The sequence below is a fragment of the Phycisphaerae bacterium genome (assembly GCA_035384605.1).
GTDB lineage: Bacteria > Planctomycetota > Phycisphaerae > UBA1845 > PWPN01 > JAUCQB01.
On the sequence record DAOOIV010000029.1, the window covers coordinates 34,201 to 49,503 of the forward strand.

At 61.6% G+C, this 15,303-nt stretch carries 8 protein-coding genes; 4 read left to right on the forward strand and 4 right to left on the reverse strand.

Going from position 1 to position 15,303, the window contains the following annotated elements:
- Positions 1–41: 41 nt before the first annotated feature.
- From PLL20_08960 to acs, 4 genes are all read right to left on the reverse strand, one after another.
- Positions 42–917 (reverse strand): hypothetical protein, encoded by an 876-nt coding sequence (locus PLL20_08960; protein ID HPD30110.1) that lies wholly within the window; start codon positions 915–917, stop codon positions 42–44.
- Positions 918–2,186: 1,269 nt separating this feature from the next.
- Positions 2,187–2,516, reverse strand: a complete 330-nt coding sequence (locus tag PLL20_08965) for a hypothetical protein (protein HPD30111.1) — start codon at positions 2,514–2,516, stop codon at positions 2,187–2,189.
- A 115-nt stretch (positions 2,517–2,631) separates the two neighbouring features.
- The gene (locus tag PLL20_08970; GenBank protein ID HPD30112.1) at positions 2,632–3,972 is read right to left on the reverse strand and encodes an OFA family MFS transporter; all 1,341 of its coding nucleotides are present in this window, start codon (positions 3,970–3,972) and stop codon (positions 2,632–2,634) included.
- 133 nt (positions 3,973–4,105) lie between these two features.
- Positions 4,106–6,091 carry an acetate--CoA ligase gene (gene acs / locus PLL20_08975; protein HPD30113.1) on the reverse strand — a complete coding sequence of 662 codons (1,986 nt, stop codon included), beginning with the start codon at positions 6,089–6,091 and terminating at the stop codon, positions 4,106–4,108.
- Positions 6,092–7,508: 1,417 nt separating this feature from the next.
- Here acs and nifJ point away from each other — a divergent pair.
- From nifJ to PLL20_08995, 4 genes are all read left to right on the forward strand, one after another.
- On the forward strand, positions 7,509–11,093 hold the full coding sequence (gene nifJ / locus PLL20_08980) for a pyruvate:ferredoxin (flavodoxin) oxidoreductase (protein ID HPD30114.1): 3,585 nt from the start codon (positions 7,509–7,511) through the stop codon (positions 11,091–11,093).
- A gap of 74 nt (positions 11,094–11,167) precedes the next feature.
- Positions 11,168–12,169, forward strand: coding sequence for a dihydroorotate dehydrogenase-like protein (locus PLL20_08985; protein HPD30115.1), 1,002 nt, complete (start codon positions 11,168–11,170; stop codon positions 12,167–12,169).
- A gap of 482 nt (positions 12,170–12,651) precedes the next feature.
- Positions 12,652–14,826 (forward strand): acetate--CoA ligase family protein, encoded by a 2,175-nt coding sequence (locus tag PLL20_08990; protein HPD30116.1) that lies wholly within the window; start codon positions 12,652–12,654, stop codon positions 14,824–14,826.
- A 3-nt stretch (positions 14,827–14,829) separates the two neighbouring features.
- The coding region (locus tag PLL20_08995) for a hypothetical protein (protein ID HPD30117.1) at positions 14,830–15,303 on the forward strand (474 nt) is incomplete at its 3' end.

The window sequence follows — 15,303 nt, forward strand, 5'->3', positions numbered from 1 at the left end:
CCGATGCTTCTCCCGAGGTAGACTCTACGGCCTGCCGCATCTCAGAATCGAAACGAGGCCTCCAGCATCAGCGACTCGCGGTCCCCAATGCCGACCTCGACTGTCAAATAGATATTCTCGCCTATCTCCAAGCGGCCACCAACGATTGTGTTCCACGGGTTGACGGCTTCCACTTTCGCACGGTAGTCCAAGTCGAGGATCTCGAGGCGCCCCGTCATGATCTCCTGGACGCCCTGGTACATGGCGCCGCCCCACAGGGAAACGTACACGTCGCCGAGTGACGAATTCTGCAGGATGCGCTCCCTCACCCCGAGCCGCATGCTGAACACCACGACATCGACCGCATCCAAGGATGCGACCAGGCGTTTGAAGTCGAGGAAGGTCTGGGTGAAGTTCAGGTCCGCCAGGCCGAACACGATCGTGGGCCGATCCTTGATCGGGTTGAAGCCGGCGGCCAGGGTGCCCCCGAGACCCACCGTCGGCCCTTCGTACTCCAGGTGGATATCGAGCTTGGGGCCGATCGGGAGCATGGCAGGCCGTACTCCAATGTCGGCCGTTCCGTCCACGTAGCCGGCGATCGCGTACAGGTTCAGGAACGGGAGGACCCATGCGTCAAAGCGAGAGGTCCATGCTGTTTCTGCTATCTTGACATTGGTGACGCGAACGAGGCTGCCGACATCCAGCAACGGACCTCGTGGCCCCCCAAGTTTCGTCTCCGGTATGTCGAAGTTGTGTTTGGCCGAGTAGACGTTGCCCGAGACGCCCAGTGGCGGTGGCAGCTCGAAACCGCGCTCGCGGGCCTCTTTTTCACCCCAGACGGGCAACCCGGACCAGTGACTCACCTCTTTCCCGGGAACCAGCTCCAGCTCAAAGGTCGGCTGGCTGCCGGCCGATTCGGCGATGGCCTCCCCAGACATCAGCCAACCCAAGGTGAGGAACACGGACGCGAAAACGGATCTGAATCGGCCGATGCTGCGTCTCCTGATGCTCGTTCCACTCTGGAGAATACCATCGCGGTGGTATCGGGTTCATATCCTACCGCCTGCGACGCACCGCGCCCACCACACGCCGTGCCCAAGCCTCGACGAGCCACGCAGTTCGTCGGGGGTAAGCTTGTCGAATCCATCCCCGTGGTCCTCCAACCGACAACCCCCGAATCACTCGCAAGGCCGCAGAGACCGCCGCTGTTACCCGGCTCGCCCACCGCCCCATCATCATTCAGCATTCCACATTCGCCCCGCGCCAGCCACGTAGCCACTCGCTCAGCGGCGGGAATGGAGCCCTTGTTCATCGCCGAACGGTTGAGCAGTCAGGTAATCGAACAGGCCATTGTGCCAACAGACTCCCGTTGACCGCAGATTGCTGACGTCTGAGGGCTTCTTTTCCCTTATTGGCATCCCGTACACCTTGGGATATGCTGTCACTGGAATAGTGGCAAACTGCCCCTGTCTGATGGAAAGCCGAAGCCGCACAGGTCCAAAGACGCGGACAACCGCCAAGGTCTCGTCCTCCCCAGGTTTCAGACGGTCTGGTGGGGGGTGGCGTCGCATCAGGCTGGCAGCAAGAGGTATTCTACGTATACTGTCGCAAGGGCATTCGGAGACCTGCGGTCATGAGTGGTGAGATGATCGAACGGCCGGATCAGCGCGGCTTTGACGAGTCCAAACATGTCAACGAGCACGGGGCGAATCCGGAAAGCGGGACAGGTTCGTTTTTGCATTGGTTCGTTTTCCCATTCGCCCACCGTCCTCCACCCGTTCGATTCCCACTCTTGATCCCACCCGCCTCTCAGATCCGAAATGCTCCACCCACTGTGCCACCGGAAGCTTCCATACTATCCCCGCATTTTGCCCGATGCACGGGGGACGGAAAGCAATCAGTTGTCAGTTTTCAGGCCTCAGTCGAGCCAAGTCCCAGCGTCTCCGACCAACCGATCGCTACCGCCCCTTTCCCCCAGCACCCGAATGGCCTGACAGCCCAATAGTCGAACAGTCCAGCAGCCTTCCCCCACCCACTGACCACTGAAAACTCATCACTGACGACTTCGCCCTCCCCGCCACCGACAACTGGCGAAGCGCCCCCCGCCTTTTCCCGGCCATCCGCTCATCGCCTTCCGTGTACTCCGCATATTCCGCAGTCTATCAGGGCCTCTTCACCACCAAGTCACCAGGCCGGAACCGCCTCGCTCAGGCGCTGCCGCCGGTGTCCCAAATCAGCTCGACCTGCCAACGTTCGTTGACGAAAAGACCGAGGAGGCGAACGGGAAGATGCCACGACCCCATGCATCGCAATGCGCATGCGAGATCCCGCAGGTGCTGGTCCCTCTCCACGGGGTTGCCGGCGCAATCGTGATGGGCGACCACGCGCGAGCCATGGGCATTAACAGAAATGTCCATCCGCCGGCGGATCGACTCGATAAGGCTGTACTGGCTTCTGCTGAAAAGGCCGTCAGGGCCGGGCTCTGTGACGGCGTCCACGCAGTCCGCGTGGAACCGCTGGTTCAGCCAAGCGGACACCGGCTCCTGAACCCGTCCATCGCCGTCCATCCATGCAGTTGACTACGGTCACGAAGGCCCCGTGTGGCATTGACACCTCCCCGACGACGGCGACCGTCCACGATGTCCACCACGGTCAGGCGATGGCCTTCGGTCTTGGCGGCTTCAACATCAGCCCGATTACCGCCGCAATGAGACAGGCAACACCGGCAATGATAAAGGCCGGCTTCCACGCCTCGACGCCCCTGGAGCCGACGGCATCGCCAAACCGGCCGGCCATGATGGGGCCGACGATTCCGCCGATGCCGTATGCACTGAAGACCCAAGGGTAGTTCTTGCCCACATTCTTGTTGCCGAAGAAGTCAGCCGTCGCGGCCGGAAAGAGAGCGAAATTGCCGCCGAAGTTGAAGCCCACCAAGGCCGCTCCGAGATAGAGGAGGGCGGGCGTGCCTCCCATATGGAAGAAAAGAAGCATGACGATGCCCTGGGCCCCCATCATGAGCACCAGCGAGGCCTTTCGACCAAGCTTGTCCGAGACGGTACCCCAGATAATCCGGCCGAAACCGTTGGCCAAGGCGTAAAAGAGAGCCATGGCCGTGCCTGCGGTAAGGGATGCCTGGCGGGGATCCATTCCACCGGCCTGTAATGCGTCGATCCCGAAGAGTTTGATGATGCCGATCACCATCAGGCCGGCCAGCGCGCCGAAGATGAACATAGCCCACAGCATGTAAAACTGGGGTGTTCTGAGCATCTGGTCCCAATCGAATTGGGCGGATGAAGAGCCGGCCGCGCCGGGCGTTGAAGCCGGTTCCCAACCGGCGGGCCTGTAGTTCTCGGGCGGGTTCTTCATCCAGATCGAGCCGACGAGAATGAGCACGAGGAAGGCGATGCCAAAGATCAGGAACACCTTCCCGACACCCAAAGGCTTGATGAGTCCGTCCCACTCGATGTGCGTCCAGTCGGGCAATCCCTGCCCGAGGTAGATCCAGATCAGGGCTCCGAAACCGAAACCGGCCACCGCGAGACCGGTGATCATGCCCTTCTTATCCGGGAACCACTTTACGCCTACGGCGATCGGGACGACGTATGCCAAGCCGATGCCCGCGCCGCCGATCAATCCGACGGTCACCAGGATGGCACAGAATGCACTTGGTCCGGTCAGTGACATGCTCGCAAGACCGCCGAGAATGTATCCGAGGCCAAGGACAACGGCACCGAGCCTGGCCACTCGCGTCGGGCCCAACTTCGCCTGCCACATACCGGCCTTGATCATGACCAGCGCGAAAGCCGCAAGCCCCACTGAGAAGATGACCTGGGTCTGGACTTTGCTGAAGTTGAACGGCTCAGCGGTCAGCGGCGGGGTAAAGACGGACCAGGCATAGATCGCCCCAAGACACAATTGGATGAGGACGGCGCCGATGACGACCAGCCAGCGGTTCATAAGCGGCGCGGGAGCTGAGATGGAGTCGTTTGTCATGTGAGATGCTCCAAGCCAACGGCTCCTCGGGGGAAATGCGTTGGCTGTGTACCAGATCTGGTTTTTTCTCGTCAATGAGACAAAAGGCCGTGGGGACGGTCGTCGACCATCCCCACGGCCGGTGACTGTCAGGTCACGAGAGCGGCTTATACGTCTCAACGAGGTTCTTGACGACCGTCGGATCGGCGAGCGTGGTGGTGTCGCCGATCTTGTCCGGCTCGCCCTCGGCAATCTTGCGGAGAATGCGTCGCATGATCTTGCCGGAACGCGTCTTGGGAAGGCCCGGTGCCCAGTGAATCACGTCGGGCGTGGCAATCGGCCCGATGTGCTTTCGAACGTGGGCGACCAGTTCTTTCTTGAGCGCGTCGGTGTACTCCTGGCCGACGACGAGGGTCACATAGGCATAAATGCCCTGCCCCTTGATCTGATGGGGGAATCCGACCACGGCGGCCTCGGCCACGGCGGGGTGTGACACGAGGGCGCTTTCGACCTCGGCCGTACCAATGCGGTGGCCGGAAACGTTGATGACGTCATCGACGCGACCGGTAATCCAGTAGTAGCCGTCTTCATCACGGCGGCAGCCGTCACCGGTGAAATACAGGCCGGGATACGTCGAGAAGTACGTTTCCTTGAAGCGGGCATGCTGGCCGTAAACCGTCCGCATCATGCCCGGCCACGGCTCCTCGATGCACAGCACGCCGGATCCCGGCCCTTCGATGCGCTTGCCCTCCGGGGTGAGCAGGACCGGTTTGACGCCGAAGAAGGGGAACGTGGCGGAACCGGGTTTCAGCGGGGTGCAGCCGGGCAGCGGCGTGATGAGGATACCGCCCGTCTCGGTCTGCCACCAGGTGTCGACGATCGGGCAGCGTTCCTTGCCCACGTACTTGTAATACCACATCCAGGCTTCGGGGTTGATCGGCTCTCCGACCGTACCGAGCAGCCGGAGGCTCGACAGATCTCGCTTCAGGACCGGGCCTTCGCCCTCTCGCATCAGCGCGCGGATGGCGGTTGGGGCCGTGTAGAATATGTTCACTTTGTACTTGTCCACCACATCCCAGAAGCGTCCGGCATCGGGATACGTGGGGATGCCTTCGAACATCAGGGTGGTAGCGCCGTTGCAAAGCGGCCCATAGACAATGTAAGAATGCCCGGTAACCCAACCGATGTCCGCCGTGCACCAATAGATGTCGCCGTCGTGGTAGTCGAAGATGTACTTGTGCGATATCGCGACGAACACCATGTAACCGCCGATGGTGTGCAGAACGCCCTTGGGCTTACCGGTGGAACCCGAGGTATAGAGAATGAACAGGGGGTCCTCGGCGTCCATCCACTCCGGCTCACAGACGGGTGAAGCGTCCTTCATGAGGTCGTGCCACCAGAAATCGCGACCGGACTTCATGTAGACGGGCAACTGGTCCTGGCCGACGCGTTCATAGACAATACAGGTCTTGATAGGGGCGCCCTGTTTCTCGCTCATTTCCATCGCTTCGTCGGCGTTGGCCTTAAGGGTGACGGCTTTTGAGCCTCGGTAGACGCCGTCAGTGGTGATCAGCGTCTGGCAACCGGAATCGACGATGCGATCGGACAACGACTCGGGGCTGAATCCGCCGAACACGATCGAGTGAACCGCGCCGATACGTGCGCAGGCCATCATGGCGATCGCCAGTTCCTTGACCATCGGCATGTAGATCGAGACGCGGTCGCCTTTCTTGACACCGCGGCTCTTGAGCACGTTGGCAAACTTGCAGACCTCGGTGTGGAGCTGGCGATAGGTCAATCTGGCGTCTTCGCCGGGGGTGTTACCTTCCCAGATGATGGCGACCTGGTCGCCGCGCGTGTCGAGATGCCTGTCCAGGCAGTTGTAAGTGATGTTCGTCTTGCCGCCGATGAAATACTTGATGCTGATGTCGCCGTTGAAATCGAACTCTCGGACCTTTGTCCACTTTTCTTTCCAGTAGAACTCCGAGGCCATCTCTCCCCAGAAACCCTCGGGATCTTTGATGGAGCGATCGTACATCTGCTGATACTGCTCCATGGACTTGACATACGCCTTGGCCGTAAATTCGGGCGGCGGCATAAAGACGCGTTCTTGAGTCGTGGATGGTGCACTGCCACTCATTCAGACAAGCTCCTTCAGTCAGAAAATGAACGCCTGTCGGAGACAACCGTACGTTAGTCGTCTCTCGCGAGCACGCCGGTTCGCGGTCGTGCCCGATCAGGCCGGTGTTTTCCTCAAGACCGTCATCCGCCGACAGAGGTCCAGCCAAGGTATCGTTAACGAATACCACGGCCGGGGAGGCGCCCACAATGGGTTTCTCTGTCGCGATCCCGGAAGCTCCGCTTGTGTCCGGGCGGAGCAAAGCCGGTTCGCCCATGCGGTGCATCCCGGAGTCGAATCCGGGAGGGGCCGCATTTTAGACGCTGTCGAGTTACCGTGCAACGGCGTCGCCGGCAACAGCAGACGCAGCCTTGTCGTGCGAGCGCGAGGTCTGGTGATTACCCTCGAAGGAGAGCCCGACCCCGCAACCTCGCACCACCGCCGCGAGCGGGATGAAGGCAGGTCAGAACGCCAAAGCGGTTGCACAACCGTAAGGCCCGCCACCGGGGATCCTGCCAAGATTCAAGGTTGGGGATTGGGATTGTCAGGCAACCGCCAAGAGATGTGCCTTGCGGTGTGTCCACAGGGATTTCAACGCCCAGCCCGGCGGTTTCTTCTTGCCCTCGTTAACACAACTTGTTTTATGGTAGGAATTTGTGAACGACAAGGGCCCCGAATCTCATCGATGCAGGGGGTGGGCCGACACCGGTGTGTTGAGGTTGGGTAGATAGGCGCTGCTGCATAAGGCGCCGTGTCTCTACCCCGGCGATGCTGATCGTCGCTTTTCCGCCATTTTTCGCCAGGACACGAGCGCACCGAGGCCGCGATCGCGTCTGTGGGTGTTTCGGACCCGGTCAGAGAAGCTAAGGCGAACCGCCTTTTTGTGGGCAGCAACCCAAGTGTTCTGCGATCCAGAAACATGCGCGCAAGCCGCACAGATATCCGGCCGTAAGGTTCTGAGGCGGACCGCCTTTTTGCGGGCCGCAACCAAGCGTTCTGCGATCCAGAAACATGCGCGCAAGCCGCACAGATGCCTGACCGTAAGGTTCTAATGAGGCCCGCCAGACCAAAGGCAGGTATTGTTGGGCGGCTTGGGTCTTCTGGACTGATGGCTTCCCGGTCTACGCCGACGGACCAACCGCGTGTGTTGGCGCGGCGAGAGAAGACGCTGGGGGAAAAGCACCCAGTGGTACCCCCGCCCGGACTGTCGCAGAGGCCGAAAAGCAAACCGGCTCGCGACTGCTGGAAGACCATCACTATTCCTGTTACAGTACGCGGCTACGATGGAACCGGCTCGAAGCCGGCAAGATCGTGCATCCGCAAGACGGGGGTAACCGCTGGCCCCCGAAAATGAATCCAGCTACGTTCAACCGAGAACGACGATCGGCCGGCCTCGGTCAGCCGAAGCGGGAATCGGTTTCCAAAGGAGTGATCTCGAATGGCTCAAAGAAACATCACCACGATAGATGGCAATGAAGCGGCGGCCTCGGTGGCGCACCGGCTCAGTGAGGTTATCGCGATTTATCCGATCACCCCCTCTTCGCCCATGGGAGAGTTCGCAGATGAATGGTCGGCCAAGGGGCAGAAGAACATCTGGGGTACAGCGCCGCAGGTCACCGAGATGCAGTCGGAGGCCGGTGCGGCGGCGGCGGTCCACGGGGCCCTGCAGGCCGGTGCGTTGGTGACGACGTTTACGGCGAGTCAGGGTCTGCTGCTGATGATCCCGAGCATGTACAAAATTGCCGGCGAGCTGACCTCGTTCTGCATGCACGTGACGGCCCGCACTCTTGCGACACACGCCTTGTCGATTTTCGGTGATCACTCCGACGTCATGGCCTGTCGTCAGACGGGTTTTGCTCTGCTGGCCTCGGGCTCGGTGCAGGAAGCCCACGACATGGCGTGCATCGGCACGGCAGCCTCGCTTCAGAGCCGCGTACCATTCCTGCACTTCTTCGACGGATTCCGGACCTCGCATGAAGTGGCCAAGATGGAGTTGCTGTCGGACGACGATTTGCGTTTCATGGTTGAGGAGCAGTACGTCAAGGCGCACCGCGATCGGGCGCTGACGCCGGACCGACCTTTGCTTCGGGGCACGGCCCAGAACCCGGACACCTTCTTCCAGGCTCGCGAGGCCTGCAACCGCTTCTATGACGCGTGCCCGGAGATCGTCCAGGCGACAATGGACAAGTTTGCCGGCCGGGTCGGCCGCAAGTACCACCTGTTTGATTATGTCGGCGCGCCGGATGCGGAACGGGTGATCATTCTGATGGGCTCGGGGGCGGAAACCGCCCACGCGACCGCCGAATACCTGGTCGCCAAGGGGGAGAAGGTCGGGGTGGTGAAAGTTCGCCTCTATCGTCCTTTCTCGGCCAAGCATCTGCTGCAAGCGTTGCCCAAGAGCGTGAAATCGATCGCCGTTCTGGACCGGACCAAGGAGCCTGGTGCGATCGGAGAGCCGTTGTACCTTGACGTGGTAGCGGCCATCCGGGAGGCGCGGGCACGGGGCACGTCGCCGCTGGCCAACGACCCGCGGATCATCGGCGGTCGATACGGGTTGTCGAGCAAGGACTTCACGCCGGCAATGGTCAAGGCGGTGTACGATGAGCTGGCCAAGAGCAACCCGATACAGCATTTCACGGTGGGCATCGTGGACGACGTGACGCATCTGTCGCTGGCCGTAGACGAGAGCTTTGACATCGAGCCGGCGGACGTCGTCAAAGCGGTGTTCTTCGGTCTCGGCGCCGATGGCACCGTGGGGGCGAACAAGAACTCGATCAAGATCATCGGCGAGGAGACGGGCAACCACGCTCAGGGCTACTTCGTCTACGACTCGAAGAAGTCGGGCGCGATGACGATCTCGCATCTTCGCTTCGGGCCGAATCCGATCCGTCTGCCTTACCTGATCAAGAAGGCGAGCTTCGTGGCCTGCCATCAGTTCGTGTTCCTCGAGAAATACGACGTGCTGAGCTACGCGGCTCCGGGGGCGGTATTCCTGTTGAACTCGCCTTACGGCAAGGATGAGGTCTGGGATCATCTGCCGCTGGAGGTGCAGCAGGACATCATCGACAAGAAGCTGAAGTTCTACGTCATTGACGGTTACGCGGTGGCCAAGGAGACCGGGATGGGGTCGCGGGTAAACACCATCATGCAGACCTGCTTCTTCGCCATTTCGGGCGTTCTGCCGCGTGAGGAGGCCATCGACCAGATCAAGAAAGCGATCAAGAAGACGTACGGCAAGAAAGGCGAAGAGGTGGTCAAGCGCAACTACGCCGCGGTGGACGCCACGCTTGCCAAGCTGCACGAAGTGAGCGTTCCGCCACGGGCGACGGCCACGCAGAAGCGGCTGCCGATGGTCTCGGATGCCGCTCCGGACTTCGTCAAGCGCGTGACTGCGGTAATGATGGCCGGCCTGGGCGACGCCCTGCCGGTGAGCGCCTTCCCGGTCGACGGCACCTACGACACGGCCACGACTCAGTGGGAGAAGCGGAACATCGCCCTTGAAATCCCGATCTGGGACCCATCGCTCTGCATCCAGTGCAACAAGTGCTCGATCGTCTGCCCGCATGCGGCCATCCGACCGAAGGTGTTCGACGCCGCGTTGCTTTCGAAGGCGCCGGCGGATTTCCGCTCGACGGACTACAAGGGCAAGGAGTACAAGGGCTGCAAGTTTGTGGTCCAGGTGGCTCCGGAGGATTGCACGGGCTGCGGGCTTTGCGTCAGCGTGTGCCCGGCCAAGGACAAGTCCAATCCGAAGCACAAAGCCATCAATATGGAGCCGCAGATTGCGATCCGAGCCCGCGAGCGCGCCAACTATACGTTCTTCCTCGACCTGCCCGACGTGGACCGGACGACCATCGAGCGGGTCAACGTCAAGAGCTCGCAGCTTTTCCGACCGCTGTTCGAGTATTCGGGGGCTTGTACCGGGTGCGGCGAGACTCCTTACGTCAAGCTGCTGACCCAGTTGTTCGGCGACCGCCTGCTGATCGGGAACGCGACGGGCTGTTCATCGATCTACGGCGGCAATCTGCCGACGACGCCCTACTGCAAAGACCACAACGGGCGCGGCCCTGCATGGAACAACTCGCTGTTTGAGGACGCGGCCGAATTCGCCTTCGGCTTCAGACTGGCGATCGACAAGCATATTGAGCAGGCCCGCGAACTGCTGGTCCAACTCGGTTCGCAGATCGGCGACAACCTGACCAGCGAGCTGTTGAGCGCCGACCAGTCCACCGAAGCGGGGATCAAGGCCCAGCGCGACCGGGTGGTCGCACTGCGTCAGAAACTGGCCGGGATCGACAGCGAGCCGGCTCGACGGCTGAACCTTCTGGCCGACTACCTGGTGAAAAAGAGCGTCTGGGGAATGGGCGGCGACGGTTGGGCCTACGACATCGGCTACGGCGGCCTGGACCACGTTTGCAGCATGAGGCGGGACATCAACCTGCTGGTACTGGACACCGAGGTTTACTCGAACACGGGCGGTCAGGCGTCGAAATCCACGCCGATCGGGGCATCGGCCAAGTTCGCCTCAGCAGGCAAGTCGGTAGGCAAGAAGGATCTGGGCCTGATGGCCATGAGCTACGGACATGTGTACGTAGCCAGCGTGTCCATGGGCGCGAAGGACACCCACACCGTCCAAGCGTTCCTGGAAGCGGAATCCTATCCCGGGCCCTCGCTGATCATCGCCTACTCGCACTGTATTGCCCACGGCTACGACCTCGTCCATGGCTTGGAGCAACAGAAGATGGCCGTGGACAGCGGCATCTGGCCGCTCTACCGGTACGATCCGCGGCGACAAGCCGCCGGAGAGCCGCCGCTCGTGCTTGACTCGACGCCCAGCGGGATTCCGGTGCAGGAATACATGCGTAATGAGACCCGGTTCCGGATGGTTGAGAAGATCGATCCCGCCCGGTTCCAACGGCTGTCGATCGAGGCGCAGCTTGCCGCCACGAGACGCGTGGCGGTGTACGATCATCTGGCAAAGCTCAGCGTGCCCAAGGGCAACGGAGACGGTCAGAAGGCGTAGGACCAGGTGCGAGAAACGGCAGAGACCGGCGAGCTACGAGTTCACCCTCATCTGACAGACTGGAGACATGAGTCATGGATCTTGCGACGACCTACCTCGGTTTTAAGATGGCGAATCCGTTTATGCCGGGCGCTTCGCCCATGTCGGACAATCTGGACACGGTCCGCGAACTTGAAGACGCCGGTGCTTCGGCGATCGTCATGAGATCGCTGTTCGAGGAACAACTGGCAGCGGAGGGCATGACGGCCTATCAGAGCATGGATGGGCCGGCCGAATCCTTCGCGGAAGCCCTGACCTATTTCCCCACTCCTGACAACTACGTACTTGGACCGGACGAGTACCTGGAACAGATCCGCAAGATCAAGCAGGCGGTGGGCATTCCGGTGATCGCCTCGCTGAACGGGAGCACGCCGGGAGGCTGGCTGAGCTACGCGCGGCAGATGGCGGAAGCCGGGGCGGACGCCATCGAGTTACACGTCTTCCAGGTTCCGACCGATCCGGATGAGCCGAGCGGAGCCCGTTTCGCCGCGACCATCGACATGGTCAAGTCGGTCAAGCAAGCCGTGAAGGTGCCGGTGGCGGTCAAGCTGTCCCCCTTCTATTCGTCCTTCGCGAACGTCGCGCGGGAGCTGGAGAAGGTCGGGGCTGACGGGCTGGTTCTTTTCAACCGTTTCTACCAGCCGGACATCGATGTTGACAATCTTGAGGTGATTCAGCATTTGACGTTGTCCACTTCGGCGGAACTGCCCCTGCGGTTGCGGTGGCTGGCGATCCTCTCCGGTCGGGTGTCGCCTTCGCTGGCGGTGACGGGGGGCGTTCACACGCCGCTGGACGCCATCAAGGCGGTCATGTGCGGGGCTCACGCCGTGCAGATTGTTTCGGCTTTGCTCCAAAACGGGCCGCAATACATCCGGACCATGATCCGCAAGGTCAGCGCGTGGCTGGAAGAGCACGACTACGCTTCACTGCGTCAGATGCAAGGGAGCATGAGCTTGCAGAAGTGCCCCGACCCACAGGCATTCATACGGGGCAACTACATGAAGCTGCTGCAGACCTGGCGGGGCTGGAACGGCTGAGGGCATCGGGGCGCGATTGAGACATGAACCGGTGGCGGCCGGCGTTGGAGCCGGCCGTCGTCGTCTTTTTGAACTCAGCCGATCGCCGAGGTCGCTCATCGGAGGCAGCCGAGTGAGCATTCATGCCGACAAGTTGCTTCCGGAGATCGCCCGGGGACCGGAAAACGAACAAGGACGCTCAACGGGGCGTGGACGGCGGCGGCAGTGATGTTTCTTGCGACGTGCAGACGCTGCGGTTATCCTTTGTGCGGAAGGCATGGGAGATGCCGGCCAGCCCACCGCAACGACCTGGGAAGCGCAGCCCGGGCCGAGCTGCCGTAACACCCCGCATGGACGGCGACTTCGCCTCGCCGCCGGTGCGAGCAACCCCATGGTAAACTGCAGATTCGGATGGTATGCTGACCATCCGACTGTCAGCGGAAACCCGCCGGGCGGTCACGAGATGGCGGGAACCGCAGTTTTTCCAGCAGGAGTCGAGCCAGATGCCTCTGAGCACCGAAGCATCGCCAACCGGCCAAACCGACCAACGACAGACTCGCGATCTGGAGCCGTTGTTCACCCCACGATCAATCGCCGTGATCGGCGCTTCGCGTCGCGTAGGCACGGCCGGGAGCGACATTTTCCGCAATCTGATCTATGGCGGCTATACCGGCGTGGTTTACCCGGTCAACCCCAAGACCAAGAGCATCCTGGGTATTCGTTGTGTTCCCAACGTTTCGGCCATCGATGAAACCGTCGACCTGGCGGTCATCATCGTTCCCGCGCCGGGAGTCGAGGCGGTGGTGACCGAATGCGCGGACAGGGGAACGAAACACTTTCTCATCATCTCGGCGGGGTTCAAGGAGATCGGCGGCGATGGCGCGGAGCGAGAGCAGAGGTTAAAGGCCCTGGCCGCGGAGCGCGGGCTCTCGATCGTAGGCCCCAACTGTCTGGGCATCGTCAACACGCACCCGGATGTCCGGATGAACGCGGCGTTTGGCGGCGAGATGCCGCAGGCCGGGTGTCTGGGCCTGATTTCCCAGAGCGGGGCGTTGGCTGCGGCGCTGCTCGACTACGTGCAGGGACAGGCAATCGGTTTCTCGCGATTTGTCAGCTTCGGCAACAAGTGCGACGTCACCGAGATCGATCTGCTCAGGGTGATCGCCGCCGACCCGAGCACGAAGGTCATCCTCATGTACATCGAGGACCTGTCGGGCGGCCAGGCCTTCATTGACGCGGCGCACGAGATCACGCACGGGCCGAACCCCAAGCCGATTCTGGTGATCAAAACGGGACGGACGCAGGAAGGTGCCGCGGCGGCCGCCTCTCACACAGGTTCGCTGGCCGGTTCTGACGAGGTTTATGACGCGATCTTCTCACAGGCCGGCGTCATTCGCGTTGAGTCCGTGGGAGAGTTGTTTGACCTGGCGGAGATGTTCGCGGACCCGCCGATGTCCCGGGGTCGGCAGACGGCGATTGTCACCAACGCGGGCGGACCGGGCATCATGGCCACCGACGCCTGTATTCGCTACGGATTGAAGCTTGCCAAGTTTCAGGAGTACACGACCAAGTCGCTTCGATTCCAGCTTCCGCCGACGAGCAACCTGAAGAACCCGGTTGACGTCATCGGGGACGCCCGACATGACCGTTACCGCGCGGCGCTGGATGCGGTTATCGCGGACGAAGGGGTGGACCAGGTTCTGGTGGTGGTCACGCCGCAGTCGATGACCAACGTCATGGAGATCGCGGAGGTCATCGGAGAAGCAAAGCAGTTCACGGACAAGCCCGTGGCAGCGTGCCTGATGGGTCTTGAAGACGTCGCCGGCGCGATTGATTTGCTTCAGAAGAAATACGGCGTACCCACCTACCGCTTTCCGGAGAACGCGATGAAGGCGCTGGCCGCCAAGGCCAAATTTGGTGAATGGGTCCGGTCGCCGGTGCAGGAGTATGAACGATTTGAGGCGAACCGCGAGGGGGCAACCGCGATCTTTGCCGAGGAGCGGCGTGCCGGTCGAAACCAACTGGTGGAAATCAAGGCGTTGGATGCGTTGCGGCACTACGGTTTCCCGCTGGTGCCCTATTCTCTGGCCGCCTCGGCGGAGGAGGCGGCATCGGCCGCCGAGAAGATCGGCTACCCGGTGGTAATGAAGATCTCCGGCCCCAAGATTCTGCACAAGACCGACGTGGGCGGCGTGAGGTTGAACCTCAAAGACGCCGACTCGGTCCGCCAAGCGTACGACGAGATACTGGCGGCGGTGCGGAGCAAGATGGGGCGTGAGGTGGAGATCTGGGGAGTGCTGATTCAGAAGATGCTGCCGCCGGGCAAGGAGATCATTCTGGGCATGAGCCGCGACCCGCGTTTCGGGCCGTTGCTGATGTTCGGGCTGGGAGGGATCTACACCGAGGCCCTGCGGGATGTGGCCTTCCGTCTGGCCCCGATCCGCAAGAACGTGGCAAGCGAAATGGTGACCAGCATTCGTTCCCATCGTCTTCTGCAGGGCGTGCGGGGAGAAGCCCCGTCGGACACGACGGCGATTGCGGCGTGCATCATGCGGTTGTCACAATTCGTGACCGAGAACCCGGACGTGAAGGAATTGGATATCAACCCCTTGATCGTCTACGCCCGCGGCAGCGGCGCGATGGTCGCCGACGCGCGGATCATTTTGTCGGAGTCATGAGCGATGAGTACGAACTGGCGTGATCGATATGCCGCAAAGCTGGTACCCGCCGCCGAGGCCATCAAGCGGATCGGCCGGGGCAGTCGGGTGTTCGTGGGTTCGGCCTGCGGCGAACCGCAGCATCTCGTGCGAACGATGGTGGAAGCAGGCGCCGGATTGGCCGACACGGAGGTGATCCACGTGCTGACCCTCGGAGTGGCCCCTTATACGGACCCGCGCTATGCGCCGAATTTCCGGGCCAACGCGTTCTTCATCGGCAACAGCGTGCGCGGGCCGGTGAATGAATGCCGTGCCGATTACACGCCGATTTTCCTGTCCCAGGTTCCGGGGATGTTCAAGTCCCGGCGCATTGACATCGACGCGGCGCTGATCATGGTCAGCACGCCCGACGAGCACGGCAACTGCAGCCTGGGCGTCTCGGTGGACATCACCAAGGCGGCCGCCGAATCGGCCAAGCTGGTCATCGCTCAGGTGAAC

What these genes read in the sequence shown, in the direction of transcription:
- PLL20_08960 (HPD30110.1), bottom strand. Translation starts at nt 917, where the DNA reads ATGTCTGGGGAGGCCATCGCCGAATCGGCCGGCAGCCAGCCGACCTTT.
- PLL20_08990 (HPD30116.1), top strand. Translation starts at nt 12,652, where the DNA reads ATGCCTCTGAGCACCGAAGCATCGCCAACCGGCCAAACCGACCAACGA.
- PLL20_08970 (HPD30112.1), bottom strand. Translation starts at nt 3,972, where the DNA reads ATGACAAACGACTCCATCTCAGCTCCCGCGCCGCTTATGAACCGCTGG.
- nifJ (HPD30114.1), top strand. Translation starts at nt 7,509, where the DNA reads ATGGCTCAAAGAAACATCACCACGATAGATGGCAATGAAGCGGCGGCC.
- acs (HPD30113.1), bottom strand. Translation starts at nt 6,091, where the DNA reads ATGAGTGGCAGTGCACCATCCACGACTCAAGAACGCGTCTTTATGCCG.
- PLL20_08985 (HPD30115.1), top strand. Translation starts at nt 11,168, where the DNA reads ATGGATCTTGCGACGACCTACCTCGGTTTTAAGATGGCGAATCCGTTT.